Source organism: Streptomyces sp. NPDC002671 (assembly GCF_053592475.1).
Window position 1 is genome coordinate 324,070 of the sequence record NZ_JBSFVU010000005.1, and the last position, 26,346, is coordinate 350,415.

Below are 26,346 nucleotides of genomic sequence, written 5' to 3' on the forward strand. Positions count from 1 at the left end.
GGAAGACGGGGTGGATTCGGCGGTCGAGGCATAGGTGATGCTGGCGGCTGCGAGGACGGTCGCGCCTATTCCGGCACCGACCACAGTGAAAGCACGCGAGGGCATGGGCACTTCTCTCTCTTATGTGCGTCGGCCGGACGACCGACCTGCGATGAACGTACCGACAGCTCACATAACTGGCATTCCGGGCATGTCCAAGGTGTGAGGTTGTGAGGCCAACCAGGTGGCAGGAGTTCAGGGCGGTACATGCCCGCAGCCGTAGGGCATCGGCAAAGGCCCCGGCAGGACTCGACCCGCGGCACCCGCACCGGGAGTTGTGGATGTCAGCCGGCCCCTGGATACCTGTGGTCGCCCGTCCTGCTCGTTCGGGTGCGTATCTCGCGCAGGTTCCGGCCCAGGTGCCCATGCTTGACCTCGAAGCAGCCTTACCCGTCGCGACGAGGCTGAAGCCGTGGCGTCTTCCCGGGTTCCTCCGAAGAGGGCCCTGCGGGCCCGTAGTGGCACGCCTGTGGCACGACCCCTGAAACGCCGAAGGGCCAGCCTGGGAGGAAACTCCTCCTGAGCTGGCCCTTCTCTCTGTGCCCCCGGCAGGATTCGAACCTGCGACACCCGCTTTAGGAGTGGGATCGAATCCTGGCCGGGGGGTGCCCGGCGCTGCCGCACGGTGCTGTTTCCCCTGGTCGGAACGGCACGGCGAGCCACTTGATCCGGCTCATGCCGCCCTGTGTCGGACCGTCCGCTCACGCATCGCTCACGCGCCGCTGCTGGTTGCTGAGCAGCGTCTGCTCAGACCTGCCCGAGGTCGATCTGCACCGGGAACGGGGCCGCTACCTTGAGGACGCCGGTGAACACATCTCCGTCCCGGTAGGTCTTCGTCGCGGGGTCGAGAACGTAGGTGTACACGAGTGGAACGCCTGTCGCGGCCTGCTCGATCCGCCAGTAGAAGCCGATGCCTGCCTTGGCGTACTGGTCGACCTTCACGATCCGGTCGGTGGTCTCCGAGCCTGGCGACACCACCTCCGCGACCAGTAGCACGTGCTCAGGGCGAGTGGGGGTGATGTCGATCGTGTCTGCGCGGTACACGACGACGTCCGGGCGGCGATTGGTGAGCGGGACGTCCTGAAGCCGGACGTCGAAGTCCGTGTCGGCGTTCCACGCCGGGCCCGCAGCGGCATCCAGGGCGTTCGCCAGAATCCGGGCCAGCCGGTTGTGCCGCTTGGACGCACTCGGACTCACGACGACCATCCCGTCCACGATCTCGATGCCGGCGCACTGCTCCTCGGACCAGGACTCGTACTCCTCAGCAGTGATCTGCTCATGCATCCACGCCGGGGCCACCATCTCGGCCGTCATGAAGCACCTCCCGGACACTGTGCTGCGGGCCCGATCCCGCTGGGTTCAGCGTACTGTCTGCCATCCGTCCGGCACGCTGATCTCGCTCACGCCCCGACTTCCCGTCGGTCAGCATCCGACCAGCGAGCCCACGACAAGTGAGGAAACGGCGCGGTGGACCCGTGGCCAGGGGATCGGAGCAGACGAGCGGCGCCACTGACCTGGTGGCCACACCGGTGAGCGCCGCACCACCCGGCGACGTGAACTGTCGCGGAACCCTAGAACGCAGGACGCACCGGACGCCGAAGCGCGGTCGGATTCGACGATTTTGACGTGAACGGATCGGGCTGACTGGAGGACTGGGCTGAGATCCGTTGGTTGTACCCGGCACAAGAGATGCCGCTCGCTGTAGCGGACGACTGCGGGGTTAGCGAGTGTCGATGTAGCGGCAGGCCAGGTCGGCGAGACTTTCGGGACACCCGCCCCAGAAGGTTCCCGCGCCGCCGTGACGGCGGCGCGGGGGACCACTCTTACGGCGTCGGCGAGGTGCCTGGGCCGTCCGATGCCGCGCACCTACTTGCCGCTGGCGCGCGGTTGCAGCTTTTGCATCTGGGACTCATCCAGCGTGCTGCGTACGTTGCGCCAGGGAGTGGACGGGGTGAGGTCCGGCAGTGCCTCTTCCTTCGGGACGGTCGGCACTTCACCACGACTGGAGAACTCTCCTGTCTTGCGATCCCCGCTCCACACTTCACCACCACTGGGCCATCGCAACCGCCCGAGCCGCCCCCGCCGACTACCGCTTCCGCTACGTCCAGCTGGGCACCTCCACACCTTCCTGGAACGCAAGTACCCGTTCCCAAGCCGCTTCGACGCGACACCGAACCTGCAGGCCGCGATCGGGCCCGCGCCGGGCTGCGGAGCGGACGACGAGTCGACCGCTCGGAGCGCCTTCGCCATACAGCGCCGGCGGCCTCCGCATCACCCTTCTTGTCATAGTGACAGGAATTGAAGTAGCTTAAGCAGCATGCAAGATGACATGTGGTCACCCGCACCCGTACTGCTGACGGTCGATCTCGTGATCCTGACGCTGCGTGAGGGGCAACTGTGTGTCCTGCTCGTTGAGCGGGGTGAAGATCCTTTTCAGGGCATGCTGGCTCTGCCTGGCGGATTCCTCAGTCACTCTGGCGAGGAGATCCTGGACGCCGCCCACCGTGAGTTGAGTGAGGAAACCGCTCTGGTTGCCGGGTCCGTGCATCTTGAACAGTTGGCCATCTACGGGGACGCAGGTCGTGATCCACGGGGACGAGTCGTTTCCGTGGCCCACTTGGCGATCGCACCGGGACTCCCCGAACCGGTCGCGGGAACGGATGCCGTGGACGCTGGGTGGGTTCCCGCGGAGGCCGTCCTGTCCGGTGAGGTGGAACTGGCCTTCGATCACGGCCGGATCGTGGCGGACGGAATCGAACGCGCGCGTACCAAGCTCGAATTCTCGGCGCTGGCCACGGCATTCTGCGGAGAATTCTTCACCATCGCCGAGTTGCAGCAGGTGTACGAAGCGGTCTGGGGCACCGGGCTCGATACCCGTAATTTTTACCGGAAAGTCCAGGCCGTAAAGGGGTTCATCATCCCCGTCGGCTCGGGACGTAGGACCACGGGAGGACGGCCCGCGAGGCTGTACCGGGCCGGGGCGAAGACGATGTTGTTCCCACCACTGATCCGGCCTGTGCCGTCCAGGACGGAAGAGAACACGAGAGAAGAGGAGGAATAGATGTCGAAAGACCTGGTGGTGATTCTCACCGCCCTCAATCTCGAGTACGAGGCCGTGCGCCGGAAACTGGCCGGTCCACAGGTGCACCGTCATGAGCGTGGGACACGGTTCGAGGTGGGAACCGTGCAGGGCAGCTCATGTCGTGTCGCGCTCGGTCTGACGAACAAAGGGAATCATTCCGCCGCGGTGATCGCTGAGCGCGCCATACAGGAGTTTTCGCCGGTGGCTGTGTTGTTCGTCGGCGTCGCCGGTGCCCTGTGGGACACCGCCAGACTGGGCGACGTGGTGATGGCCACACATGTGTACGCCTACCACGGCGGGACCAGCGAGGACGACGGACTCAAGGCCCGTCCCCGGGTGTGGGAGGCGGCGCACGGTGTCAGTCAGCTCGGCTTGCATCTGGCTCGTGTGAACGACTGGGCCGACGAAATGCCCGGTCATGGGCGCCCGCCGCAGGTGCGCTTCGGCGCGATCGCCGCCGGCGAGGTCGTACAGAACTCGAAGATCTCGGCCGAGGCGCGATGGATCCGTCAGCACTACAACGACGCGCTCGCGATCGAGATGGAGGCCGCCGGTGTGGCGCAGGCTGGTCATCTCAACGGGGCACCGGTCGCCATCATCCGCGGAATCAGCGACCGAGCGGACGGTACGAAGAACAGCGCGAAGGACCGCAATCGGCAACCACAGGCCGCGGCGAACGCGGCGGCATTCGCCACACGGCTGGCCGTGGAACTGGTGGGAGAACAGGAGCAGATCGCTATGTCCCAGGCAGACAGGGCCCATACGGCCGACAGACTCAAAGAGCGCGTCAGCAACACCGCCCATAACAGCACCGTTGGCATCATGGCCGGCTCAGTCGAGGGGAGCAGCATCTACTTGAACGCGGACCCGAAGGTGACCAGTCCGGCGGACCTGGTCGCGGAACTGGACGGGTTACGTGAACACCTGAAGCGTCACCATGCCGAGGGCGCCGTCGATGACGACACCTACCGAGAGGCACTGGCCGAGCTCGGCTTTGCCCGCCGGGCGGCAAAGGAGAGCACTCCCGAATCGTCCAAGAGGGCGACCATGGCACTCAAGAGGTTACGGGGTCTGATCGCGGAGTTTCCCGAGTTGGTGGCCAGGCTGGCACCTCTGGTTATTGCGGCGGGTGACTTGTCGTGAACGACGGCAGCAGCGTCACGCACAATTCGGCCGCATTCGACTCTACCGTCGGAATCCAGGCCGAGACCGTACACAACTCCAACGTTTACTTCGTCCATCCGGATGCATCGCCTCAGGAGAAGTACAAGGTCGGTGTGCGGTTCCTGGAGGACGGCATCCCCAACCGTGCTCGCGACATGATCAGTGACGCGATCGCCCACGGACACGACAACGCGGAGGTCCGTTTCTACTGGGTGCTTGCCATGCTCAGTGCACGCGCCTACCACGACCTCAACACCGAAGAAGTCCAGCGGCTGCAGCATGCCTCCGGGCGGGTAAGGACCTACGCCGAGGGAGAGTGGAAGGAGGCTCTGCGCGTAGTTTTCGAAGTGCTGGCGATGCTCAGCACCGCAGACGGCGAAACAGGACGCGTACTGGAGCGGTTGCGAGCCTTGTCGCCTCGCCAGCGTGACGCGATGCTCCACCACCTCGACCTCGTACTCACCGGAGGGCTGAAGGACAGCCTGTGGACCGAGAACCGCGAGCGGGCCGAGACAGATCGCTTCGGCAACGACCGGGTCCAACGGGTCTGGGCCTATTTCGAACCCGATCCCATCGGGCCACGGGCCCTGCCGCCCCGTCCGAGTACCGCTGCTGCCGCCCAGGCAGCCCTCCCGGTCCGGGCCGGCCTGTTCGTCGTCGTCACCGCATGCCTATGGATCGTGGCGCTGGTCGCGGATCCGGCTGCGGCGGTCATCGAGTTACTGGTGGCGCTCGGTGCGGGCCTGACCGCGGCTCACTTCGGCCGCCTTTGGTGGTATCAGGAACACCAGCTCAAGGCCAAGAACCCTGAGTCCCACATCCCGCACACGAGCGATTCCGCGTCTACTGGGGACGGGTTCACCAACCGCGTCCGTCATTCGTTCGACCACTACTTCAGTATCCGCGTGCCCCACGGATTCGCCCCGCACGAATGGCTCGGTCACACCGCCCACATCCGCAACAGCCTCGTCGCCGAGATCGCGCTTCTCTACCGCGAGAGCCGAATCAGCGTGGACCGTGTCAACTGGCTGATCCGCTATCTCGCTGAGGATGCCCGAGACCGCCACAACAAGAGCACTCTGTTCGATCACCGCCACCAGAACCAGACGCTGGCGGTGGTGGTAGCCAAGGCATTGTGCATGGTTGCCCTCATAGCTCTCGGCATCACGACTGTCGCCCTGCTCGGAACAGTGGCCTCAGGTGCCGGCGCGTCGCAGATGCTGCTGGCTATCCTGGCTGTAGTCGGTGCGGTCTGGTCCGGACGTGTGGCTGCGTCCTCGTGGCTGGAAGCCTGGGGCGAAGAGCGCCGACTGGCCGAGGAAACCCAGGAATATCAAGAGCGGCTGTCCGCGCGCCAAGTCGCCTACCAGCGCTGGAAGTCGTTCCTGGACACCACGCGACCCACTGAGCTGGAAATGGAAACCTGGCTCACCTGCGACAAGACGCTGTTCGTCGACGAAGCACTCCGTCACTACCAGCTCACCTGGCGCGACCTGATCACTCACACCATCCTGATGACACCCGCACGCCCCTACAAGCGAGGGCGCGTGAAGGGCGGTCCTTGGCGATACTCGCGCTACAGCTTCCGTCTTTTCCTGGTCACGCAGGATGGCGTTCGTGAAGTCAGTACGGAGTTCGATTTCGCCGACGCGAAGCGTGGAGATGAGCAGCGAAGCAACTACCGGTTCGACGCGTTGTCCTCTGTGCAGGTCACGGAACGCGCCCATGTCGGCTACGACCTGGAGCTCGTCCTGACCAACGGGCCGGCCAGGAACATTCGTGTCAAAGACGCCGACACCCATCAACTGGCCCCGGACGAGAACGCCCAGGAAATCACCGAAATCAACCTCAATTCGGCTGGTTTCATCCACACCTTCCGCCTCCTGGAAGGAATCGCGGCGGACGGAAAGGGTTGGATCGAACGAAACAATCCCAACAACCTGCCGTCCTTTCGTACTGTCGACTGAGTTTTCCGGGCCTTCAGGGCGGGCAGGGCCGGAGTGCCGGAGCTCTGCCCGCCCACCATCAGCCCAGCCGGGACCCGAACTTAGGAATGGTCATGGCCGCCACAGAAGACGTCACCGAGAGCAGACTGCTGCTGGCTGAATACGATCGCATCAAGGAGGAGCAGCAAACCCGGATAGGGTTCCGTGACAACCTCCTCTACTTCACGCTCGCCGCGTCCACCGCAGTCCTGGCGATCACCGTCCAGAGCAGACGGGCTTAACTGCTGCTCGCCGTCCCCGTGATCTGCTTGGTCCTGGGCTGGACCTACCTGGTCAACGACGAGAAGATCTCGGCGGTCGCCTGCTACATCCGCGGCCAACTGGGACCACGGCTGGCCGAGCTCAGCGGCGCCCGCGGCGCAGTGTTCGGCTGGGAGATCTACCACCGCGACGATGCGAGCCGCACCACGCGCAAGCGACTACAGACCGCTGTCGATCTGTTCACGTACTTTGCATTGCCACTGATCTGCGTGATCGCATTCTGGTGCTCTCCCGCCGTCCAGCCTTTACTCGTGCTCGTCTCCCTCGCACAGACACTTGCCCTGGCCGTACTGGGCTGGCAGTTCCTGCGCTATGCGGAGCGGTAGGGCTGTTCTGCCGCCCCGATTCACGTTCAATTCGCCGTCCCGAGCGCCGCAGCCGAGTACGCTAATCGCCTCCACGCCGCTGAGCTGCCCGCTGTGTGGCTCGGACCGTGCACCAGGTGTCGGCACCTGGTGGTACCGAGGCCCGGATACGGGCCGCTTGGGGCAGCAAGCGGCGCGTGTGCTGGGCGTCCGTCGGCAGAATGACCGCCGTGGTCGACCCCCGATCGAGAGACGTGCCAGCCCGAAGCTTGCAGCAGTGCGAGCACGGCCTGGACATGGTTGGCAGGGATGTTGCTCAGTCTCACCGGACAGCCGAGGGCGACCGCGGCGGCTACCAGCGGGAGCGCTACGTTCTTGGAGCCGTAGGCATCGGCAACTTCTCTGTGAAACAAGGGGGAACACGACCTGGTGGTCCGGGCTAGCGGGCAGTGCGATCTCGGCCCAGCAGCACTTCCCGACTGCCGCTGGCTCGACGCCGTACCGGTCTGCGAGAAGGTTGACGAGGAACAGCCCCCGGCCGCTCTCGCTGTACGGACCCGGGAGGCCTGGCCGGGTCGGCCCCGCGCAGTCGTGGCGGACTTCGATTCGCAGTGCCTGCTCCCCGAAGCGGACCTGGCGATCGCCGAAGGTCGCGGCCCGGCTTGCACCGCGAGGCCATGCCACCACCGAGAACACCGTTCTCGAAGCGGAGCCCGAGCCCGCCAGCGCGAAGGACCCCGACACGGAATCCGCGCCGAACGGTGCTGATCCGTTGGGAGACGCTCAGGGGGTCAACTCCCGTCCGCTCACGCAAACGGCCCCGGACTAGGAGTCCGAGGCCGAGTATGAGCCCTCCCTGAGGGAGAAACCCCAGGTCAGAGCGGTAATGCGTTGTGCCCCCGGCAGGATTCGAACCTGCGACACCCGCTTTAGGAGTTCGATCGCAGCTCGCTTCGGCAATGGTCGTCCGCTGGTGCGACAGCCGGATGGAGACGCTGGTGTGCGTCCCTGTCCGGCGGCGTTGATGTCAGCCGTGGATGTCAGACTGCCTGGTCTAGTCACACGTTCCGCTGCAATGGCGGATTCGCCAGAGCCAGTACCACGGGCACGATATGGACCCCGATTGAAGCTAGAGGCGGGTACCGGAACCGGGGTCTTCGCCTGCCAGTCGCTGGCGCGCCGCGTCCACCGGTGCGGGGTGCTGCGAACGCACCTGCGCGACGGCTTCGGGAATGAACGACAGGACCGTGTCCACCTCGGCCTGAGTCGATGGGATACACCGCAGAACGACGAGGGTGTTGCTCACGCGCACGACCAGCGCATCGTCGTACTGGACTGCCCTGGGGCGGTCGCTGTACGCCGTGGTGGCCCGTACCCGAATGCTGTCGTCGCCCAGGCGGGGCCCGGAGGCGGCAGCGAATCGCTCCGTGGCGCTGGGCGCGCCGACTGAGAGCGGCGTGATGGCAGGCGTGACGACCTTCGCGCACTCGGCCGCCAGCTGTCGTATGCGGCGCATGGCTTGGGCGGCACCGTTTCCAGAGAACGAATACAAAGTCTCGCCACCGGCCAGGACGCCGCCTCCGGAGCCGTGTCCCCCGCTGAACGAGGTCGTTGCGGACGCCATCGCGGCCGTGGCTCCCGCGTCCGCTATGTCCCCGCCGTCCAAGACATCACAATGGGAGCTGCCGTTCGCAGCACTACCCGACCCCGGATCGGCCGGATCGGCCTGAGAGGTCCAACCTCTCGGCAGGATGGCGGGCAGCAGATGCGTACGCAACTGTGCCGCGGACATCGGTCGAAGGGGCTTGGCATTGTGCGCGGCGATGGGCTGGGCGTTACTCGCGCAGGCCACGGCCGACGCTATGACCAGGACGCCGGCCACGAACCGGGTCATGGTGGCGGTGTGCACCACGTCTTCCCCCAACAAGATCAGTGTGCCAAAAGCGGGGCTACCGGTTGATTGGAATCTCGTAGACGATCTCGCAGTGGGCGGCGGGCACCACGATGTCCGCCGTCTCCACGGGCCGTCCCTGGTCGCTGTAGTACGTCCGCCGGATGTGCGTGACGAGTGCGGCCTTCTGGATGCCGAGTATCGACGCCTCCTCCGCGGTCGCCTGCCTCGGCTCCGGCTGCTCCACGGCGTGGCTGACGGTGATGCCGATCGCGGCCATGCGGTTCACGACGCCTGCCCCGGCGTGGGGCCCTCCCTCGGGGAGGACGACGAGTGTGCCGCCGGTGAGGTCGTACGGCTCCCAGCTCGTGGACAGCTGCATCGGCCTGCCGTCGCCCAGGAACTCGTACGTCGTCCGGACACACAGGTCGCCCTCGGCGATACCTAGCCGCGCCGCAATCTCCGTCGGAGCTGGCACCTTCGCGTCGCTCCGACTCTCCCAATCCCCTTGCCTGCCCACGGCCTTCATGTCCGCGCGGAACGGCGACCCGTCGGGCCGCTCACGCGCCGACGAACGGACCATCCGTACACGCTGCCGGGGCTCGGCGACGTACGTGCCCGATCCGGCACGGCCCTCCAGCATGCCCTGGGAGATCAGCAGCTCCTGTGCCCGGCGCACCACGTTCTCGCCCACGCCGCACTCCTGGCCGATCTGGGCGCGGGAGGGCAGACGGTCTCCCGGCTCCCATACGTGCTCCGCGACCCGCCGCCGGAGTTCGTCGGCGATACGGAGATAGGGCGGCTGCTCAGGCATATGGAAAATCTAGTCCACTAGCTCTAATCTAGTTAACTAGCTTCACTGAACGTGATCGCCGGTTGACGGAGGCTGCCCTGTGCCCGCTTCGGGAGTTAGCGCGGCGGCCATCGCTGCCCGGCTGTCTGCCGCCGGGCTTCCCGCGCGCGCGGAGGAGCACGACCGGTACGCGTCGGTCGAAGCGGAGGTGCCGGACTCGCTCTCCGCCGATTTATGGCGGGGGGTCCTGGAAGCGGTGGCCGAGGCCGATCGGTTCGGGCTCGTTGCCACCAGCTTGAACGGCCGCACCCTCTGGGCGGTCGTACGCAAAGCGGTCCCCGCGACGGGCGATGTCGGGGGACCGAGCCATCAGCGATAGGAGCTGAGCAGCGTGCTCAACCGTATCCGCCGTGCCGCCTCGCTCACCAGAGCGCGGTACTTCCCCAAGGGCAGGCACCGCCGCGCCTTAACGCCGTCCCGGCCGCTGGCCGCCCCCACCTTCACTGCGTCCACTGACCCGTCGACGATCGCCCTGAGCCGGGCTTTCGACACGGAGAACCACCGGCAGCCGCTCAGTGGTGAGGAAAACGCGCTCGTCCGCCCGTACGTGCTTGCTTGGGAGGCGCGAGTACGGCCGCACGCGGTGGCAGTCGCTTCCCGCCTGCCCGCTGAAGCCTGGTCGTCCCTCGCGGGGGTTTGTTGATGCTTCCTCGCCAACAGCCCCGCATCCCCGACGCCTCGGCCGTCCCCTACCGGTCGATCGCCTGCTGTATCGGCACACACCTCGCTTGCGCAGAGCCTTCCCCGGTCTCCGCACCGATCGACCTGCCGGTCGTCTACGAGACGTGCGCCTGCCTATGTCACTCGACGTCCGACCAGTCCACGCCCACGGAGGCAGAGCGGTGAGCGGCTGGGCACCCGGCGGTGCGCTGGTATCCAACATCGAGGTCACCGCGACCACTGTGCAGCGTGGCGACATCATCCAACTCGGCGGCCGGGCCTGTCGGGTGGCAGACCTCTTCCAGCTCCCTCAAGGCGCCAAGCAGATCCTCTTCGAGTCGGGTGAGCTGCTGGCCATACACATGCGAACTCGGCTCGCCGCCGTTCGCGTGCTGAGAAGGCGGTGAACCGGTCTGTGCCTTCACGCCATCACGACATCGCCGACGATCTCCGGCACCAGATCACGACCGGCCGCATCAAGCCCGGCGAACGTCTTCCGTCCGAGGCTGTCCTGGCCGACCGGTACAAGGTCAGTACGGTGACACTGCGGAATGCCCTTGCGGTCCTCCAGGGCGAAGGTCTCGTCGAGAAGATCCACGGTAAGGGGAACTTCGTACGCCGCCCGCTCCGCAAGATCATGTACGTCGGCGGATGGGGGACGTTGGACCCGTGGACCGCCGCCGAGACGGCCCTGCGCGTCACCGTTCGCACGACCACGGTTCAGGCTCACGGGCATCTGACGACCTTGCTGAAGGTGCCGACGGGCAGCCCTCTCGCCGAGTTCTTCTGCATCAGCCACGAGGGAGAGTCACCGCACGGACTGGCCCGCATCTACGTCCCGCACGACCTGGCACCAGCCGGAGTGCTGGGCGACGACGACTCCTCGTGGCGTGAGACAGCCACGCGATTCGCCGTCCTGAGTACACCGCCGGCAACTGTCCGGGAGACGGTATGTGCCCGCCCCCCGACACCGGACGAAGCATCGACCCTCCGGACCAACTCCGCCGCGCCAGTCCTCGCGATCACACGCGTCGCGACCGACGCCACCGGACGAGTCGTCGAAGCCGCACTCCTGGTGTTCCCGGGGGACCGCGTCGACGCGGCCTTCACAACCCACCACATGACCGACGAGAGGCAGACGCAAGAATGACGGCACCGAACGAACTGCGGCTCCTTCCGTGGGCGGGGCCGGAGGGCAAGCCCTGCTACCTGAGCACCGACGACAAGGGCGGCTACATGTCCCGCCTGGCGGATAACATCGAAGCGGTGCAACTGGGAACGGCAGCCGAGCTGCTGGAGCAGGCTTCGGAAACCCTCGACGACCAGGACGCGAGCCCGGAGGACCTGCGACGGTTGGCGAAGGAACTGACCGGCGCTCTGCGGAACGCGCTCCGCGTTGCGACCAGCCGCGGTCACCTCCTAGCGGTGAGCGAACCTCACCGCTCCTGAAGCGGCGGTCGCAAACGACATCTACCCACGACGACCTTCCGTTCCACTTCCACGCGGAGAGGAACCCGGTCACCCACCCGGGTTCCTCTCCCCGTCGCGTCATGCTCGCCCCGATCGATACGCCACGCGCTCACCGACACAGCGAGGCGCCTTCGCCTCGCCGTCTGAGCATTAACCGACGACAGGCAGCCACGACGGTGGGCGCGCCGACCGAGCACGCACACATGTGCCTCGCTGCACCCCCACCGGCTCAACCACGCTGCTGTTGCACCGTCGACCACGGCACAGCGCGAGGGTGCAGATCTCCAGAGCCCTTGGCCTGGGAAGCTTGGGTCTTTCAGCCCAGGCTGCCCCGCTGACCAGGGGCCAAGCGCCTTTTACCCCTTTTGGCTGGCGGTTCATGCCACGGTGTTTCCCGTGCTTCTCCGCTCCGTCTGGCACGTCTCCCTTGGGCGCGAGGTGTGCTTGAAACGAGGTTATCCACAGGTTTAAGCGGCGCCCCCGCACGCTCGATACGGTGATGGCGTCGTTGCTGACTGAGATCGAGGCGCATGGTTTGCCGCGCCAGCGTGGCGAGGTGGTATCAATCCGACACCTCGCAACCAACGAGCTGTCGTACTCATGTGCGAATCTGGGTAGGTCTTGAGCGCTGCGAAGGCGGGAGGTAGTGGCACAGTGAGCCTCGTTCAGCTCCACCAGCTTGCTTTGCGACCTTCGCCTGTGCTGCCTCCGTCTAGGTCAACTCCCGTTAGAGTATGTAGAGTTGTGGCCAACCGGAGGCGAGGAGGCCGCGTGGGGGGTCCTGCAACGTGGCAGCAGGAGCAGATTAGTCTTGCCTACCTCTTGGCCGTGTCCACGCAGGCGAACGCCACAATCGCCAGTTGGAACGTGGATAAGGATGGCGTTGACGCCACCTTGAAGCGTGACCATCGCCTTGTCGAGCTGCAGATGAAGTGCACGTTCGACCCCCGGCTCCTCGCCGATGGATCGACGCGAACTTTTCCCCTCGACATAGAGACGTACGACAAGCTGCGTGGCCCATACCGCACGGCACCTGGGTACTTGGGCCTTGTCGTCGTGCCGCGTGACGTTTCTGCATGGCTCACCCACAGTCCTGAGTCGGTGCTGATCAAGTGTGCCGGCTTCTATGCCCAGATCCAGGACCAGCCGGAGGCCCGAGGGAACGCGACGAAAACGATTCACTTGCCGGAGACGCAGAGGCTTGATGTTGCCGGGCTGGACGTTATGTTCGAGTTCGCCCATCAAAGGCTTTTCGGCCCGGATGATGCTCTGGGGGAGGCTATCGCATGATTACCTCCGACGTCGGACCCCAGGAATTGACTAGCTACCTCAGCCGTTCAGGGTGGACTCGGACCCGCGCCGGAACTTTGGCTGAGCTTTGGCAGCCGGGTGACGATATGCAAGTCTCAGTACTAGTACCGAGGGTCCTTGAAGCTGCTGATTTTGAACGCACAGTAAACATCCTGGCTGCCGAAGTGGCGCGGCGTGAACAGAGGCCACCGGAAGATGTCCTGAGGGATATTGCTCGCCAATTCGTAGATGTGACAGAACTGCGAGCAGACGACGACGATATTGATCGGGGAACGATCTCGCTGCAGTCGGGCTTGGGTCTCGTTAGTGCAGCAAAGGAACTGATGGTCTCCGCCGCTGCTGCAACTATTCACCGCCAAGGGTACTATGGGACCTCAATCCCGAAGGCGGCCCACGCTCATGCCCGCAGGCTTCGGCTTGGCCAAACGCGCCCCGGATCATACATTCTGCCTGTCATTAGCAGTGCGCGCTTTGGCGCTACGCCCCTTTATGGTGACGGCGTGCCACGCCTGGAAGTAGAATCCGAAGATACGTACTTCGATCGGCGAGTCTTGGCGACTCTTTCAAGGTCGCTAGAAACGTTGGCCGAGATGACTATGAATCGAGATCGAGTTCCTTCCAGGGGCGAGATGAGGGACGCTGTCGCAGAGGGCGTTTCCAGCGAATTGTGTGCGGCTGTCCTGGAAGTAATTGGCGTGGGTAAGGTTGACATCTTTGATGTTGCCTTCAATTGGGCCCCGGCATCCCCATTTCCAGCAGATCTTAGGGAGTGCATTTCTTTTTCGCGAGAACATGCAGACCTAGTAACCGAGGTTCGCAGGGAGCTTAAGGAGTCTGAGGCGCCCTCGGAAACAGTCCTCTACGGCGTGATCCGCAGGATGTCTCTCAAGGCAAATGAAGAAAGCGGCCGTGTATGGCTTGAGACCGTTATAGACGGGCGCCGCCGAACAGTCGCTTTTGATTTGGACCTAATCACGTATCGGCGCGCAGCCCAGTATCACGGCGAGCGCCGCAGGGTTATCGTCACTGGAACCTTGGACGCTCCCCCCGGGCGGCCGGCGACCATGATTGTCAGGACGTTCGGGCCGGACAGGTCGGTAATGACCTTGGATCAATCCGACGACTAGCGCGGCTGAGTTACCTTCTCAGGGCGCGCCCTGTACAGCCACAACTGATCACAGGCGGCCGTGGCCTGCGGCCTATCGATCACTGCTCTGACCTGCTGCCGAGCTGTTGGCACCTGTCGGTCACCATTGAGCGCCCTTCCACGGCCCCAGACGGCCCGGGAGGGTGCTCTCGTACATGAGCACCGAATTAGGTGAGAGGCTGGGTGATTCCGGGCCTGAGCTGCGGCTTCGCTGGCCGAGGGAGCCAGCGACTACTTGACTGCGGCACACTGGTGTTGGCCTTGGCTGACCCCTGTATCTGGCACGGTTGTGGTACGAACCTCAGCCGACGAAAGTCAGCCACGACGGCGGCTGCGCCGACCAACTAGGCGCGCGTGTGCCTCGCTGCACCCCCACCGGCCTCCGCCACGCTGCTAGTGCTGTTGACCAAAGCAAGCCATGACGGCCGGCAGTGCGCCGCGGGGTGCAACTAATAAGGCGAAGAAGTGTAGGGCCGGGTCCCTGATCTGTGGCCGTGTGATCGATCAACACTGCAACTTAGCTGTCGCTGGTTGTCAGCGTTGGTCGCCATTGAGTGCCCTCGCATGGCTCGGGCGGCGTCCTGTCGTTGCCTCTAATGGTGCGGTAAGGCACCACAAGGCAGGCCGGCGACTTGGTATCCGTGACCTAAAGGCCAGGTCAATTAGTCCTACCAGTGTACATACCTATCTTATTTGCAAGGCATTTTGTGCTTCATGTACGAACTCTTCGCGGGCGATGGTGTACTTCTCGCGCATTCGCGTGAAGCGCCTGCGCTTGCTCTGTGTCCCAGCATCACTTTCACCTGTCTCTGTCCTGCGTACATCGTGAGCTACTGCAAGCCAGGTGTTCATGACGTTGTAGAGGTCGCGCGCCTTATCGCTGACCTCTTTTGGGCCTTCGAGTAGCACGGCATGCGTTTGCTTCAACAGGTCTGCCCGGTGTGCTCGAGCTTGTTCGTATGCTGCTCGATACGATTCCGCACCATGACTCGGAGACCGGAGTTCGTACAGTTGAGAGTGAAGGGAGCCAACTAGCTGAATAAACTCAGCGTACGCTTCGCGACGCTGCTGATGTCGACGATCATTTTGATCGTGTTCCCGATCTTCTGCTCGCTGCTTGTCTAAGTGCGCCAATTCAAGGTTCTTGGCGCGCTCAGACCCCCTTTGAGTGAGAACGGCAGATGCAAGCGTTCCAGCTACACCGGCCAAGGCGACTAGCAAGGTGACTATAGATTCAGGCATAGGATGTCTCTCGTAGGAAGCCAGAGGCATTCGAACCGCACCCCATAAGAGTGCACCCCCGGTCGACGTCGTTGGAATGAAAGATACACTCCGCAGCAAGGAGGTAGCTCTTGAAGGCGTAAGGTGGATAGAACGCCTTTGGCCTGGAGCTGCTTTGGCGCGAGTGGTCATGGCCCATTACGCTGGCCCGCGGATCGGGCAGGTTTGGAGCCTGCCCGTTAGTGCCCGATCTTGGGCCATGATCTTCGAAGCTCGGGCCAAAGCGGTTGGCGAAAGTCGTGGAGCCGAGCGGCTCAGCCACACAGGTTTTTCGTGCTCTGCCCGCTGCACGTAGCGCGCCGCCGGGCGCGGCCAGCCGGGGCGGAGACAGGAGGCAGGCCGCGCCGCAGAGGCGGCGCGCGCCCGCGCGGTGCGCGGGCCTTGATGAAGTAGGGAAAGTCTTATCCCGCTGGGATGAGGTGCTTGCCGTCGTGGCTGCGTACGTGGGGGCCGTTTCCGTCCAGGGCGTCCAGGAGCCTGACTGCGTAGACCTCGGACATGCGGTCGCTGACCTCGTCGGGTGTGAGCCAGGAGACGGCTGTGGACTCGCTTGAGGTGCGTTCGGTGCCGCCGGAGGGCTTGCAGCGGAAGACCAAGGCCACGATGCCGCGGGTCAGGTTCTTGTAGACGCCGGTCAGTTCGTCGACCTCGATGTGGATGCCTGTCTCCTCCAGGACCTCGCGGGCTACGCCGGCCTCGGGGGTCTCGTTGAGTTCGAGGATGCCGCCGGGGAGTTCCCAGGTGCCGTTGTCGGCTCGGCGGATCGCCAGGAGGCGGCCGTCCTCACGCACCACTACTCCGGCTACGGACACGGAGTGCAGGGGGGACGGGGTCGCTTCCTGTGGTTGACTCATGTAGAGGAGCATAGGAGGCAGGGAAGGGCTATGGGAACTGCGGCTGGAGGGGTCGGTTCCGGGCCTCGGTACGTGCAGATCGCTGAAGAGATCGTGCAGCAGATCCGGGCGGGTGTTCTGAAGCCTGGTGACATGGTGCCGAGTGAGTCTGAGCTGGTGGACCGCTATGGCGTGTCCGGCGGAACGATCCGCAAGGCCATGGTCGAGGTGCGGGCGAGCGGGCTGGTCGAGACCCGGCACGGCAAGGGTTCGATCGTGAAGAGCCGGCCTCCGGTGCGGCACCGCTCTTCCGATCGCTTCAGGCGTTCGCTCCGGCAGGGCGGACAGGCGGCCTACCTTGCGGAGTCCGCGCAGTCCGGTGCGACTGCCAAGGTCAGCGTTCTCTACATCGGGCCCATGGAGGCGCCCGAAGATGCCGCCCAGCGACTGGGCGTCCCCGCCGGTGCGCAGGTGCTGGCCCGTCGGCGTCTCTACTTCCGTAACGGCACCCCGGTCGAGACCGCGACGTCGTACCTTCCCTGGGACGTCGTGAAGGAGATCCCGGAGCTGTTCGCCGAGAACCCCGGCGGCGGTGGCATCTACGCCCGACTCGAAGACCACGGGCACGAGTTCGCGGAGTACGTCGAGACGCTGCAAGCGCGGCCGGCCTCCAAGTCGGAAGCCTCGGAGCTGGCGCTGAGTCCGGGGGCGCCCGTGGTTCACCTGATCCGGGAAGCCCGTACGACCGAAGGTCTCGTGGTCGAGGTGTGCGACACCCTTATGGCCGCTGACCAGTTCGTTTTCGAGTATCGGATCCCTGCCGCCGACTGACGCCCGCTCAACTCCCCGCAACCCGTCGCGAGTTCTTCATCGCGGCGGGTTGACTCATGTACAGGAGTCAGGCACTCTTCTTCATGTCACTCATGTACATGAGTGGTGGAGTTCAGCATCTATAGAGGAGTGATCTCTGTGCGTCAGATTCCCGTCGACACCTCCGGCGCGGTCGTGATGGTCGCCAAGTCCCCGCAGGTCAAGGTGCGTGACCGTCGTACCGGCGAGATCGCCACCGACACCGAGACCGGAGCGCAGCTGATGACGGTCGACGTGATGTTCGCGGCGAACGAGGAGGTGGAGATCCTGTCCATCACCGTCCCGGAGCCCGGGATCACCGGCGAGCTGTCCATGGGCACACCGGTCGCGCTCACCGGCCTGATCGCCCGGCCCTGGGAGAACGACTTCAACGGTCAGAAGCGGCACGGCATCGCGTTCCGCGCGGTCGCGGTCACCTCGCTTGTCGGCGCCGCCGCAGGGCCCAAGGCAGCCTGATCATGACCGGCTTCACGGTCGCCCTGATGCTGGTCGCCGTCGCCGTGGGTCTCCTGCGGTGGCGGCGCCCCGCCTGGTACTGGTTGACCTTCGGGGTCACGCTGGCCGTGGTGCGGGTCTTGGTCCGGTACCGCTCGGTCATGGACGCGTGCGGGCTGACCGTTCCGCCGGCGCGGTGGCGGCTCGCCCTTGCCCGTGCCACCAACCGGCCGATACCGGAGTCCCGCCCACCGCGCATCTTGCGGGTGCGGCCGACTCGTACCGGCCTGGCCCTGCGTCTCAAGCTCCGCCCCGGACAGGACGCCTTCGACATCGCCGCCGCCTCGGACCGGCTCCGGCACTCGTTCTCCATGTACGGCGTGACCTCGCGAGAGCTGCGCTCCGGCGTCGTAGAGGTGCGGATGACCGGCTACGACGTACTCAAGCGGGTGCAGATGCCGACCGAGACCGACACCCGGCCGATGCGGGTACCGGTCGCCCTACGGCAGGACGGCTCGGTCCACTACCGCGACTACCGCGCGATGCCCCACGCCCTCACCCTCGGGGCCACGGAGTCCGGCAAGTCCGTCTACCAACGCAACCTGGTCGCGGGCCTCGCACCGATGGACGTCGCGCTCGTCGGGATCGACTGCAAGCAGGGGGTTGAGCTGTTCCCGCTGGCCCGCCGGTTCTCCGCGCTGGCCGACGATCCCGACACCGCAGCCGAGGTGCTCGACGTGCTCGTGGTCCGGATGGAGCGCATCTATCAGGTCATCCGGGCTCAGCAGCGGATCACTGCCGACGTGCCGGACGCGGAGATCGCCGCCGACATCTGGGACCTGCCCGATCACCTGCGTCCGGTCCCGGTCGTGGTCCTGGTCGACGAGGTGGCCGAACTCGCCCTGTACGCCAGCAAGGAGGAGGAGAAGCGCCGGGACCGCATCATCACCGCCCTGGTCCGCCTCGCCCAGCTCGGTCGCGCGGCCGGCATCTACATCGAAATCTGTGGGCAGCGATTCGGCTCCGAACTCGGCAAGGGCATCACCATGCTCCGCGCCCAGCTCACCGGCCGCACCGCCCACCGCGTCAACGACGAGTCATCCGCCAACATGGCCTTCGGCGACATCGCCCCGGACGCCGTCCTCGCCGCCATCCAGATCCCGGCCGAGATGCGGGGCCTCGCCATCTCGGGCGACTCGTCCGGAGGGTGGCACCGCATCCGCGCTCCACACACCTCGCTCCGCCAGGCCGTGAACATCTGCAACCGGCACGCCGACCGGACTCCGGAGCTGCCCGAGCTGGCCCCGTTCCGGCCCGTCCTCTCCGCCTCCGCCTCCGCTGCCGCTCCTGTGTCGTCGGCCAAGGCTCCTTCCGTCACCACCTGATCTCTCTGAGCCCCACCGGTCGGCGTGACCGCCTTCGCGCCAGGTCCCTACCCCGCCATGCCCAAAGACCAAAGAAAAGAAGGGAGAACCGCCATGTGCCCGAACTGCGAGGACTTCGCTCGAACCGTGCTCCTGCTCGGCCAGCTCGCCTTGTACGCCGACATGGCCGGCGCCGACCTCGACTTCGTGGACGTCGTCAGCCAGTCCCTTGCCGTCTCGCTGCCCGAGCCGCCGCCCGGCATGTTCCCGGACGGCTACGACCCCGACGGCGGCCCCGCCTACCCCGGTGACTCCTGATGGGTGCCCGTCACGGTCTTCGGGTCGACGCAGTCCTGGTTCAGGCCGTCATCGCCGGTGCCCTGTCCTTCGCCCACCTGCACGATCTCGCTGCCGCTGCCGGGCAGAACGGCTGGAAGGCGTGGGCCTACCCGGTCAGTGTCGACCTGCTCCTGGTTGCCGCCTGGCGGCGTCTGCGCAGTGAGGGCCCGTCCCGGCTGGCCTGGTGCTGGTTCGTTGTCGCGCTGTTCGCCTCGCTCGGCGCCAACGTCGCCACCGCCGGGTTCCTCGACCTGGCCGACCCGCCCGCCCCGCTCCGCCTCGGCATCGCCGGATGGCCCGCGCTCGCCTTCCTCGGCGGCACGCTCCTCGCTCACTCGGCCGCGGAGTCGGAGTCGGCTCGGCCGGCACCCACGGCGGACACGCAGAACGCCATGCCTCGGGAGGAACAGCCAGTTTCAGACGCTGCTCCGGTCACGGAACCCGTGCCCGAGCTTGGCGCAGCCCCCGCCGCTCCCGCCCCGGCCCCTGCTCTTCCGGTCCCCGCCGTCCTGATCGACCACGCCCGCAAGGTCGCCGACGAGTACCGCACCCGTACCGGATCCCCGATCGACACAGACACCCTGCGCTCCCGCCTCGGCGTCCCGCCCCACCTCGCCGACGCGATCGCCGCCCACCTTGCCTGACAGCAAGAGAGGAAGACCGATGACCCGTGACCCGGCCGAGCTGACCGTCTCCGACTACCTCGACGGCGCCCGCGAGATGAGCGCCGCCAACCGGCCCTTCCTCGCCCACCTGCTTGCCGAGGAAGCCGCCCGGCGCACCGCCGACCAGGCCATCGCCGCCGGAATCCGCGCCAGCTTCCCCGCCCCGACCACGGCCCGAGAGGAGACCGACTGACATGCCTGCCCGCGACCACTTCCACTCCGTGATGCGCATCGGCCCCGTTCAGATCGGCACGCACCGCGACCGCAACGGCCAGACCAAGCACGCCGCCGTGTGCACCTCCGACGGCTGCGGCTGGTCCGCCGACTACTCCAGCCAGACCGCCGCCCAGCTCGCCGCCCGCACCCACCGCTGCAACGTCCGCTAGGAGACACCGCCCATGGACGTCCCCCTCTGGTTCGCCCTGCTGGTCGTCGGCTACCTCGGCGTCAAGCTCACCCGCCCGCCCGGGTGGCTCATCGCAGTCCTGCTCCTCGGCGGCTACCTCCTCGCCGACAGCGTCCTGGCCCCCGTCATCGACACCGCCGTCAAGTAACCCGTCGTGGAAGGAGATCCGCCCATGTTCCGGCCCAAGCTCCCGACCATGCCGCAGCCCACCGGCCTGGCCACCCCGCCCGCCGTCGTCGAGCCGACCACCATCGCCCCGGGCACCCCGGTCCCGCCGCCGGTGCCCGCCGCCCCCGCTTCGTCCCGCCCGGTCATCCAGCTCACGCCCGGCACCGCGCTCGCCCTCGTCGGCGGCGGCACGGCCGTCGTCCTGGTCCTCGGCGCCGTCCTGGTCTCGCTGCTCCTGGCGGTCGCCATCACCGGCGCCTCGGTCGCCGTCTGCGCGGTCGTCCTGCGTTCCCTGCTCGCCTCCGACGCCAAGCGTCGCTGACCGGCCCCCGGGCGGCCTCGATACCGCCAAGCATCCGCCGCCCGGGCGCCGTCCCTGTCCGATCTCGCAACCGGAAGGAACCCCCAGCATGGCCCACCGCGCCTCACCCGCAACACCAAGGGCGCCCATGCCAGACACGTTGCGTGACCCGATCACCCTCGGGGACGTGCTCCGGGTGGCCTCGGCCTCCGACTACACCCGCTGGGAAGACCAGATCCGCCGCACCGGCGGCTGCTCCGACCCCATCCACCTCACCGGCTGGGTCCTCCACAAGGACAAGACCACCGGCGAGACCCTGCACCACTACTCCACCGAGAACGAGCCGGGCGGACGCCTCCGCCTCGCCTGCGGAAACCGCCGCGCATCCCGCTGCCCCTCCTGCGCCTGGACCTACGCGGGCGACACCTACCACCTCATCCGCGCCGGCCTGGCCGGGGACGACCGCCGCGACGTCCCTGCCGCCGTCTGCGATCACCCGCGTGTCTTCGTCACCCTCACGGCCCCCTCGTTCGGCCCGGTTCACAACCGCCCCGATCACGGCACCTGCCGCTGCGGCACCCTGCACGCGCCCGACGCCCCGGAGCTGGGCACCGCCCTCCACCCGGACACCTACGACTACGCGGGCGCCGTGCTGTTCAACAACCACGCCGGACAGCTCTGGCAGCGCTTCACCACCCGACTCCGCCGCGAACTCGCCGCCCGCGCAGGCCTGCCCCGCCGGGAACTCGCCGAACACCTTCGCGTCTCCTACGGCAAGGTCGCCGAATTCCAGAAGCGCGGGGCCCTGCACTTCCACGCCGTCGTACGCCTCGACGGCCCGGACGGTCCTGGGACGCCTCCGCCCGCCTGGGCCACGGCCGACCTCCTCACGGACGCGATACTCGCCGCCGCCGCGCACTCCTACACCTCGGTGTCGGTGCCGGCCGTCGAGGACCAGCCCACCCGTACCTTCCGCTGGGGCCGACAGCTCGACGTCCGCCCGGTCAAGGCCTTCGGCGACGGTTCCGACATCACCGAACAGGCCGTCGCCTCCTACGTGGCCAAGTACGCCACCAAGGCCGCCGAGAACACCGGCACCCTCGACCGCCGCATCGGCGAACTCGCCGAACTCGACCGCCACCAGGTCCCCGACCACACCCGACGACTCATCACCGCGTGCCGCGACCTGGACAGCCTCTACCCGGACCGACGCCTCTGGGCCTGGGCCCACATGCTCGGCTTCCGCGGGCACTTCTCGTCCAAGTCGCGCACCTACTCCACCACTCTCGGCGCTCTCCGCCAGGAACGCGCCGACTACCGCGCCGCCCAGGAGGCAGCCGTCCTCGGCCTCGACGACCGCGAGCCGGACACCGTCCTCGTCCTGGCGGACTGGCAGTACGCCGGCCACGGCCACACGCCGGGTGAGGCCGCCCTTGCCACGACCATCGCCCGCGATCTCCAGCTCAACCGCGAGACCGCCCGCGATGCCCTGACCGACCAGCTCGCTCGCGAAGGAGCCGCAGCATGACCACCGTCACCGCCGAACTCCTGACCGTGCCGGAAGTCATGACTCGGCTGAAGCTCGGACGCTCCAAGGTCTACGACCTCATCCGGTCGCACCGCCTCGTCTCGATCAAGATCGACGGCGCCCGGCGGATCCCCGTTGACGCGGTCCGGGACTTCGTCCTCGGCCAGATGGAGGAGGCTGCCTGATGGCCAGTCAGCGCAAGCGCAACCCGAACGGCGCCGGGACCATCACCAAGCGCAAGGACGGCCGCTTCCAGTGCGCGGTCTACGTGCTCCAGCCCGACGGCACCCGCGCCCGCAAGTTCGCCTACGGCAAGGACTGGGCGGAATGCGACGCCAAGCGCCGGGCCCTGCTCGACAAGGTGGACCAGGGCGTGCCCGTGCCCACCAAGTCGGCCAAGCTCTCGGAGTGGCTGCCGTACTGGCTGGACAACGTCATCAAGCCCCGGCGGAAGCTCAGCACCTTCGACAAGTACGAGGCACACGTCCGCCTCTACTTGGTCCCGCTCCTCGGTGCCAAGCGTCTCGAATCGCTCGGCGTCGCCGACGTCCGCCGGTTCCTCGTGCGCCTGGAGAAGGACACCACCGCAGCAACCGCCAAGGAATCGCACCGAGTTCTGCGCTCGGCGCTGTCCTCCGCCTGCCGGGAAGAACTGATCACGCGCAACGTGGCCAAGCTCGTTGAGCCGCCCCGCACGGACACACCCGAGCTGCACCCCTGGACCCTGGACGAGACGCTCGACTTCCTTGCCGCCTCCCGCAAGGATCCGCTGTACGCGGCCTTCGTGCTCGCCATCGCCATGGGCCTACGCCGGGGAGAGATCGTCGGGCTTCGCTGGTCGGACGTCGACCTCGACAACCGCGTCCTCTACGTCCGCCACCAGGTCCAGCGCCGCCGTGGCGTCCTCTACGACGACGACCCCAAGAGCCGTCGTCGCCGTGCCGTCCCGCTGCCCGCTCTCTGCATTGCACCCCTGCGCTGGCAGCGCATGCGGCAGGCAGCAGCTCGGACCACAGCGGGGGACAGGTGGCAGGAATCGGAGTACGTCTTTGCCACCCGGACCGGCCGCCCGGTCGAGCCGCGCAACCTCTACCGCTCCTTCACCCGCGTCGCCCAGTCCGCCGGCCTTCGCGTCATCCGCCTGCACGACGCCCGCCACGGCACGGCCACACTCCTCACGGCGGCCGGAGTCGCGCCCCGCGTCGTGATGGAGATCCTCGGCCACTCTCAGATCAGCATCACCATGGACGTCTATACCCACGTCGTCCAGGACACGCAGCGAGAGGCCATGAGCCACATGGACCGGCTACTCAGGAGGCGCCCAGGTCGTCAGTGACCGTCGCCGTTGATGTCAGATCTGGATGTCAGAGGCCCCCCACATACGGAGATCCGTATGTGGGGGGCCTCTGACCTGGTGCCCCCGGCAGGATTCGAACCTGCGACACCCGCTTTAGGAGAGCGGTGCTCTATCCCCTGAGCTACGAAGGCGTGCTCGGCCGCGCAGGCCTGGCTGGGGACAGCGTAGCGGATGGCTTCGGTCGTTGTGTGGTTCGCCGGGTGGTGCTGCTCTGTGCCCGGGGCTGCCTTGAGCGGCGTCTGCTAGATGTGAGGGCGGTGCGGTGTCCGGTACGGGGGAGGGGTCACGTTATGGATCTGGTGGGTGAGGGCGCGCGGCGGTGGTTGCGGCGTCTGCGGGCCGGTGAGGGTGACGGCGGTGGCGTGCGGCTGCTCTGTTTTCATCATGCCGGTGGGAGTGCCGCGGGCTTTCAGGAGTGGCCGCGGTTGCTGCCCCCGCACATCGAGCCCATTGCCGTCCAACTGCCCGGACGAATGGACCGGTTCACCGAGTCACCTCACCTCGACATGGCGTCGCTGGTGGACGAGCTGGTGGACGCGGTGCAGCCGGTCCTGAAGGAGCCGTACGCCTGCTATGGCGCCAGCATGGGCGGGCGGGTGAGCTGGGCGCTGGTGCATGCTCTGCGGGAGCGGGGGATGCCGTTGCCGAGGAAGCTGTTCATCGCTCATAGTCCGGCACCCGGCGAGCTGCGTGAGGTCCGTGGGTGGGACGGGCCCGATGACGGGCTGGTGCGGTATCTGCGTGAGCTCGGGGGGACGCCGCCCGAGGTTTTCGACCATCCCGTCATCCTCAAGTGGATCCTGCGCACCCTGCGCGCCGACCTCACCGTGCTCAGCAGTCACACCCTCCGGCCGGCCGTGCCGCTCGACATCCCGATCCGGGCCTTCGCGGGCACCGACGACCCCATGGCCTCGCCGGAGCGGATGACGCCGTGGAGTGCGGAGACGACCGCGGAATTTCGTCTTGATCTTGTCGCCGGAGGGCATTTTCCCGAGCCTTCCGAGCTGCGCCGGATGATCGCGATGATTGTGGAGGATCTAGATTCGGCGGGTTGTTGAGGCCGTCCGGGCCGCCCCCGGGTTCCTTCACACCTGGCTGCGGGTCACCCTGATCCGGTAGTTGCCGTCGGCGTCCGCCGGAAGTACCTCGACGGTGATGCCGTGGCGGGGGTCCTTGAAGGACTCGCCGGAGGAGAAGGGGGCGTCGGAGAGTTCCGCGTGGACGTTGGGGCTGCTGGTGCAGCCGCCGCTGTTGCGGCGGGAGTCGTAGACGGTGACCGGGCCGCGTCCGGTGTCCACGGCGGCGTCGATCTTGTAGATGAGGATGCCCGGCTTGCACACCGCCTCGTCGTTGCCGCCGGGTGCGCGCAGCTCCAGGGCGTACCCGCTGCGGCTGCTGATCGGCACGAACACCAGCTTCTCGCCGCCCGCCTGCGACAGCGGCGTCAGCGTGTACTCGGTGCTGCCCGGCAGTGTCGCGCAGCTGACCTGGTTCGCGTCCAGCCAGCCCAGCTTCCACTTGTGCCAGCCGAGCAGATCGTTGTTGGCGCCCCAGTCCTCGCTCATGATGTCCCAGTGCCCGACCGAGCTCCCGCCCTCCTGGGTGTACAGGTCGGGCAGGCCGAAGGTGTGGCCGTTCTCGTGCGGCAGCACCCGGTAGCCGGTGCGCGCGAAGGTGCCGGAGCCGTCGTCCTGGCGGGAGTAGATGAAGGACGCGTTGGCGATCGGGACCCCGTCGGCGACCGGGGCTTCGCCGTTGCCGGCGAAGGTCACGGACAGCACGGTGTCCAGCGCGGAGGGGCCCGCGTTCGGGGTGATCAGCACGTTCAGCAGGTCGTACGAGCGGAAGTCCACGGTCGGGTCGGCGGCGGCCACGAGGTCCTGCACCAGCTGCCGGTAGCCGGGGTCGAAGGGGGCGCCGCGCTCTATGCCGTACGCCCGGAACGGCTTCGGCATCCGCAGCCAGTTGGTGATGGGCGCCTCGGGGCGGTAGTCGAGGCGGCCGTAGGAGGCGGTGTGGAACCACTCCTGGGTCTGCGGGAAGAACTCGTGGAAGCGGTCCATCGCGCTGCCCTTGCCGGGCGCGTCGGAGAAGTCGATCATCACGGTCAGGGCGTGGACCGTGCCCGTGGAGCGCGAGTAGCCGGACGGGGTGGGGACTCCCTCCGTCATCTCCACGTCCAGGTTGCCGTGGATCATGCAGGGTGCGAGGGCGGAGGAGCGAGCGAGGCCGGCCGGCCCGGCGGTGCTGGGGGCCGTGAGATGTCCGGTTCCGGCCGAGGTGCTGACCGCGAGGGTCAGCATGGTCACCGCGGCGAGGGCGGCCATGCGGCGGGGGCGCATGCGGGCCGAGCCCATGTGGGCCGGGTCTATGTGTGCTTGGCCTATGTGTGCTTGGCCTATGTGGGCCGGGTCTATATGCGCCGGGTCTATATGCGCCGGGTCTATGTGCGCCGGGTCTGCGTGGGTCGGGCCTGTGCGGTGCGCGGATGTGCGGTGCGGACGTATGCGGCGGCGGGGCGACTGCGGCTGCATGCACGGCCCTTTCGCTCCACGGCAGCCGCCGGTCTCCGGCTGCACCCTTGTGCTCACCCTGTGTCGGCAGGGTGGC

At 66.7% G+C, this 26,346-nt stretch carries 28 protein-coding genes, 1 tRNA gene and 1 pseudogene; 23 read left to right on the plus strand and 7 right to left on the minus strand.

What is annotated here, in order from left to right:
- Positions 1–786: 786 nt before the first annotated feature.
- The gene (locus ACWD35_RS10265) at positions 787–1,353 is read right to left on the minus strand and encodes a Uma2 family endonuclease (protein WP_451350729.1); all 567 of its coding nucleotides are present in this window, start codon (positions 1,351–1,353) and stop codon (positions 787–789) included.
- A 1,003-nt stretch (positions 1,354–2,356) separates the two neighbouring features.
- On the opposite strand from ACWD35_RS10265, the gene ACWD35_RS10270 reads away from it, so the two are divergent.
- The 4 genes and pseudogenes from ACWD35_RS10270 to ACWD35_RS10285 all read left to right on the plus strand — a co-directional run bounded on the left by ACWD35_RS10270 (position 2,357) and on the right by ACWD35_RS10285 (position 6,878).
- Positions 2,357–3,100 (plus strand): NUDIX hydrolase, encoded by a 744-nt coding sequence (locus ACWD35_RS10270; protein ID WP_451350730.1) that lies wholly within the window; start codon positions 2,357–2,359, stop codon positions 3,098–3,100.
- Positions 3,101–4,264, plus strand: a complete 1,164-nt coding sequence (locus ACWD35_RS10275) for a 5'-methylthioadenosine/S-adenosylhomocysteine nucleosidase family protein (RefSeq protein ID WP_451350731.1) — start codon at positions 3,101–3,103, stop codon at positions 4,262–4,264. It abuts the gene before it with no gap.
- Positions 4,261–6,252: a hypothetical protein gene (locus ACWD35_RS10280; protein ID WP_451350732.1), complete on the plus strand. Its 1,992-nt coding sequence runs from the start codon at positions 4,261–4,263 to the stop codon at positions 6,250–6,252. The genes ACWD35_RS10275 and ACWD35_RS10280 overlap by 4 nt, the downstream gene beginning before the upstream one ends.
- A 92-nt stretch (positions 6,253–6,344) precedes the next feature.
- Positions 6,345–6,878 (plus strand): annotated as a pseudogene (locus ACWD35_RS10285) (hypothetical protein).
- A gap of 1,108 nt (positions 6,879–7,986) precedes the next feature.
- On the opposite strand, the gene ACWD35_RS10290 reads toward ACWD35_RS10285, so the two are convergent.
- Both ACWD35_RS10290 and ACWD35_RS10295 read right to left on the minus strand, forming a co-directional pair.
- On the minus strand, positions 7,987–8,781 hold the full coding sequence (locus tag ACWD35_RS10290; protein WP_451350733.1) for a hypothetical protein: 795 nt from the start codon (positions 8,779–8,781) through the stop codon (positions 7,987–7,989).
- Between the two features lie 25 nt (positions 8,782–8,806).
- The gene (locus ACWD35_RS10295; RefSeq protein WP_451350734.1) at positions 8,807–9,562 is read right to left on the minus strand and encodes a GntR family transcriptional regulator; all 756 of its coding nucleotides are present in this window, start codon (positions 9,560–9,562) and stop codon (positions 8,807–8,809) included.
- 79 nt (positions 9,563–9,641) lie between these two features.
- On the opposite strand from ACWD35_RS10295, the gene ACWD35_RS10300 reads away from it, so the two are divergent.
- The 6 genes from ACWD35_RS10300 (at position 9,642) to ACWD35_RS10325 (ending at position 14,169) form a co-directional block, all read left to right on the plus strand.
- Entirely contained in the window at positions 9,642–9,920 is a 279-nt protein-coding gene (locus ACWD35_RS10300) for a hypothetical protein (RefSeq protein WP_451350735.1), read from the plus strand.
- 523 nt (positions 9,921–10,443) lie between these two features.
- A complete protein-coding gene (locus tag ACWD35_RS10305) occupies positions 10,444–10,668 on the plus strand; it encodes a hypothetical protein (protein ID WP_451350736.1) in 225 nt (74 codons plus the stop codon).
- Complete coding sequence (locus ACWD35_RS10310; protein ID WP_451350737.1) at positions 10,665–11,411, plus strand: GntR family transcriptional regulator; 747 nt, start codon at positions 10,665–10,667, stop codon at positions 11,409–11,411. Before ACWD35_RS10305 ends, ACWD35_RS10310 begins: the two co-directional genes overlap by 4 nt.
- Positions 11,408–11,710, plus strand: coding sequence for a hypothetical protein (locus tag ACWD35_RS10315; RefSeq protein WP_451350738.1), 303 nt, complete (start codon positions 11,408–11,410; stop codon positions 11,708–11,710). Before ACWD35_RS10310 ends, ACWD35_RS10315 begins: the two co-directional genes overlap by 4 nt.
- A gap of 792 nt (positions 11,711–12,502) precedes the next feature.
- Positions 12,503–13,021 (plus strand): DUF4365 domain-containing protein, encoded by a 519-nt coding sequence (locus ACWD35_RS10320; protein ID WP_451350739.1) that lies wholly within the window; start codon positions 12,503–12,505, stop codon positions 13,019–13,021.
- A gap of 521 nt (positions 13,022–13,542) precedes the next feature.
- Positions 13,543–14,169, plus strand: coding sequence for a hypothetical protein (locus tag ACWD35_RS10325; protein ID WP_451350740.1), 627 nt, complete (start codon positions 13,543–13,545; stop codon positions 14,167–14,169).
- A 704-nt stretch (positions 14,170–14,873) separates the two neighbouring features.
- Here the strand turns inward: ACWD35_RS10325 and ACWD35_RS10330 are convergent.
- Positions 14,874–15,431 (minus strand): hypothetical protein, encoded by a 558-nt coding sequence (locus tag ACWD35_RS10330; RefSeq protein ID WP_451350741.1) that lies wholly within the window; start codon positions 15,429–15,431, stop codon positions 14,874–14,876.
- Between the two features lie 440 nt (positions 15,432–15,871).
- Complete coding sequence (locus tag ACWD35_RS10335) at positions 15,872–16,336, minus strand: NUDIX hydrolase (protein WP_451350742.1); 465 nt, start codon at positions 16,334–16,336, stop codon at positions 15,872–15,874.
- Positions 16,337–16,354: 18 nt separating this feature from the next.
- Between ACWD35_RS10335 and ACWD35_RS10340 the strand changes: the two genes are divergently transcribed.
- The 12 genes from ACWD35_RS10340 to ACWD35_RS10395 all read left to right on the plus strand — a co-directional run bounded on the left by ACWD35_RS10340 (position 16,355) and on the right by ACWD35_RS10395 (position 23,715).
- Positions 16,355–17,134, plus strand: a complete 780-nt coding sequence (locus tag ACWD35_RS10340) for a GntR family transcriptional regulator (protein ID WP_451350743.1) — start codon at positions 16,355–16,357, stop codon at positions 17,132–17,134.
- A gap of 138 nt (positions 17,135–17,272) precedes the next feature.
- Positions 17,273–17,629 (plus strand): SCO3933 family regulatory protein, encoded by a 357-nt coding sequence (locus tag ACWD35_RS10345; RefSeq protein WP_451350744.1) that lies wholly within the window; start codon positions 17,273–17,275, stop codon positions 17,627–17,629.
- A gap of 2 nt (positions 17,630–17,631) precedes the next feature.
- A complete protein-coding gene (locus ACWD35_RS10350; protein ID WP_451350745.1) occupies positions 17,632–18,993 on the plus strand; it encodes an FtsK/SpoIIIE domain-containing protein in 1,362 nt (453 codons plus the stop codon).
- Between the two features lie 93 nt (positions 18,994–19,086).
- The gene (locus ACWD35_RS10355) at positions 19,087–19,290 is read left to right on the plus strand and encodes a hypothetical protein (RefSeq protein ID WP_451350746.1); all 204 of its coding nucleotides are present in this window, start codon (positions 19,087–19,089) and stop codon (positions 19,288–19,290) included.
- Positions 19,290–19,955 (plus strand): DUF2637 domain-containing protein, encoded by a 666-nt coding sequence (locus ACWD35_RS10360; protein WP_451350747.1) that lies wholly within the window; start codon positions 19,290–19,292, stop codon positions 19,953–19,955. The genes ACWD35_RS10355 and ACWD35_RS10360 overlap by 1 nt, the downstream gene beginning before the upstream one ends.
- Positions 19,956–19,974: 19 nt before the next feature.
- Positions 19,975–20,169 (plus strand): hypothetical protein, encoded by a 195-nt coding sequence (locus ACWD35_RS10365; protein ID WP_451350748.1) that lies wholly within the window; start codon positions 19,975–19,977, stop codon positions 20,167–20,169.
- Between the two features lies 1 nt (position 20,170).
- The gene (locus tag ACWD35_RS10370; RefSeq protein ID WP_451350749.1) at positions 20,171–20,362 is read left to right on the plus strand and encodes a mobile element transfer protein; all 192 of its coding nucleotides are present in this window, start codon (positions 20,171–20,173) and stop codon (positions 20,360–20,362) included.
- 12 nt (positions 20,363–20,374) lie between these two features.
- Entirely contained in the window at positions 20,375–20,530 is a 156-nt protein-coding gene (locus ACWD35_RS10375) for a hypothetical protein (protein WP_451350750.1), read from the plus strand.
- Between the two features lie 24 nt (positions 20,531–20,554).
- Complete coding sequence (locus ACWD35_RS10380) at positions 20,555–20,872, plus strand: SpdD-like protein (protein ID WP_451350751.1); 318 nt, start codon at positions 20,555–20,557, stop codon at positions 20,870–20,872.
- Positions 20,873–20,999: 127 nt separating this feature from the next.
- Positions 21,000–22,379: a replication initiator protein RepSA gene (repSA, locus tag ACWD35_RS10385; protein WP_451350752.1), complete on the plus strand. Its 1,380-nt coding sequence runs from the start codon at positions 21,000–21,002 to the stop codon at positions 22,377–22,379.
- Complete coding sequence (locus ACWD35_RS10390) at positions 22,376–22,564, plus strand: helix-turn-helix domain-containing protein (protein WP_451350753.1); 189 nt, start codon at positions 22,376–22,378, stop codon at positions 22,562–22,564. The genes repSA and ACWD35_RS10390 overlap by 4 nt, the downstream gene beginning before the upstream one ends.
- A complete protein-coding gene (locus ACWD35_RS10395; protein WP_451350754.1) occupies positions 22,564–23,715 on the plus strand; it encodes a tyrosine-type recombinase/integrase in 1,152 nt (383 codons plus the stop codon). Before ACWD35_RS10390 ends, ACWD35_RS10395 begins: the two co-directional genes overlap by 1 nt.
- Positions 23,716–23,791: 76 nt before the next feature.
- Here ACWD35_RS10395 and ACWD35_RS10400 read toward each other — a convergent pair.
- Positions 23,792–23,867 (minus strand) — tRNA-Arg (locus tag ACWD35_RS10400).
- Between the two features lie 159 nt (positions 23,868–24,026).
- Here ACWD35_RS10400 and ACWD35_RS10405 point away from each other — a divergent pair.
- A complete protein-coding gene (locus ACWD35_RS10405) occupies positions 24,027–24,794 on the plus strand; it encodes a thioesterase II family protein (protein ID WP_451350755.1) in 768 nt (255 codons plus the stop codon).
- 27 nt (positions 24,795–24,821) lie between these two features.
- Here ACWD35_RS10405 and ACWD35_RS10410 read toward each other — a convergent pair whose 3' ends face one another.
- The gene (locus ACWD35_RS10410; RefSeq protein ID WP_451350756.1) at positions 24,822–26,093 is read right to left on the minus strand and encodes a M6 family metalloprotease domain-containing protein; all 1,272 of its coding nucleotides are present in this window, start codon (positions 26,091–26,093) and stop codon (positions 24,822–24,824) included.
- Positions 26,094–26,346 lie beyond the last annotated feature (253 nt).

What these genes read in the sequence shown, in the direction of transcription:
- ACWD35_RS10265 (WP_451350729.1), bottom strand. Translation starts at nt 1,353, where the DNA reads ATGACGGCCGAGATGGTGGCCCCGGCGTGGATGCATGAGCAGATCACT.
- ACWD35_RS10270 (WP_451350730.1), top strand. Translation starts at nt 2,357, where the DNA reads ATGCAAGATGACATGTGGTCACCCGCACCCGTACTGCTGACGGTCGAT.
- ACWD35_RS10275 (WP_451350731.1), top strand. Translation starts at nt 3,101, where the DNA reads ATGTCGAAAGACCTGGTGGTGATTCTCACCGCCCTCAATCTCGAGTAC.
- ACWD35_RS10295 (WP_451350734.1), bottom strand. Translation starts at nt 9,562, where the DNA reads ATGCCTGAGCAGCCGCCCTATCTCCGTATCGCCGACGAACTCCGGCGG.
- ACWD35_RS10315 (WP_451350738.1), top strand. Translation starts at nt 11,408, where the DNA reads ATGACGGCACCGAACGAACTGCGGCTCCTTCCGTGGGCGGGGCCGGAG.
- ACWD35_RS10330 (WP_451350741.1), bottom strand. Translation starts at nt 15,431, where the DNA reads ATGCCTGAATCTATAGTCACCTTGCTAGTCGCCTTGGCCGGTGTAGCT.
- ACWD35_RS10335 (WP_451350742.1), bottom strand. Translation starts at nt 16,336, where the DNA reads ATGCTCCTCTACATGAGTCAACCACAGGAAGCGACCCCGTCCCCCCTG.
- ACWD35_RS10340 (WP_451350743.1), top strand. Translation starts at nt 16,355, where the DNA reads ATGGGAACTGCGGCTGGAGGGGTCGGTTCCGGGCCTCGGTACGTGCAG.
- ACWD35_RS10350 (WP_451350745.1), top strand. Translation starts at nt 17,632, where the DNA reads ATGACCGGCTTCACGGTCGCCCTGATGCTGGTCGCCGTCGCCGTGGGT.
- ACWD35_RS10355 (WP_451350746.1), top strand. Translation starts at nt 19,087, where the DNA reads ATGTGCCCGAACTGCGAGGACTTCGCTCGAACCGTGCTCCTGCTCGGC.
- ACWD35_RS10360 (WP_451350747.1), top strand. Translation starts at nt 19,290, where the DNA reads ATGGGTGCCCGTCACGGTCTTCGGGTCGACGCAGTCCTGGTTCAGGCC.
- ACWD35_RS10365 (WP_451350748.1), top strand. Translation starts at nt 19,975, where the DNA reads ATGACCCGTGACCCGGCCGAGCTGACCGTCTCCGACTACCTCGACGGC.
- ACWD35_RS10370 (WP_451350749.1), top strand. Translation starts at nt 20,171, where the DNA reads ATGCCTGCCCGCGACCACTTCCACTCCGTGATGCGCATCGGCCCCGTT.
- ACWD35_RS10375 (WP_451350750.1), top strand. Translation starts at nt 20,375, where the DNA reads ATGGACGTCCCCCTCTGGTTCGCCCTGCTGGTCGTCGGCTACCTCGGC.
- ACWD35_RS10380 (WP_451350751.1), top strand. Translation starts at nt 20,555, where the DNA reads ATGTTCCGGCCCAAGCTCCCGACCATGCCGCAGCCCACCGGCCTGGCC.
- repSA (WP_451350752.1), top strand. Translation starts at nt 21,000, where the DNA reads ATGCCAGACACGTTGCGTGACCCGATCACCCTCGGGGACGTGCTCCGG.
- ACWD35_RS10390 (WP_451350753.1), top strand. Translation starts at nt 22,376, where the DNA reads ATGACCACCGTCACCGCCGAACTCCTGACCGTGCCGGAAGTCATGACT.
- ACWD35_RS10395 (WP_451350754.1), top strand. Translation starts at nt 22,564, where the DNA reads ATGGCCAGTCAGCGCAAGCGCAACCCGAACGGCGCCGGGACCATCACC.
- ACWD35_RS10405 (WP_451350755.1), top strand. Translation starts at nt 24,027, where the DNA reads ATGGATCTGGTGGGTGAGGGCGCGCGGCGGTGGTTGCGGCGTCTGCGG.
- ACWD35_RS10410 (WP_451350756.1), bottom strand. Translation starts at nt 26,093, where the DNA reads ATGGGCTCGGCCCGCATGCGCCCCCGCCGCATGGCCGCCCTCGCCGCG.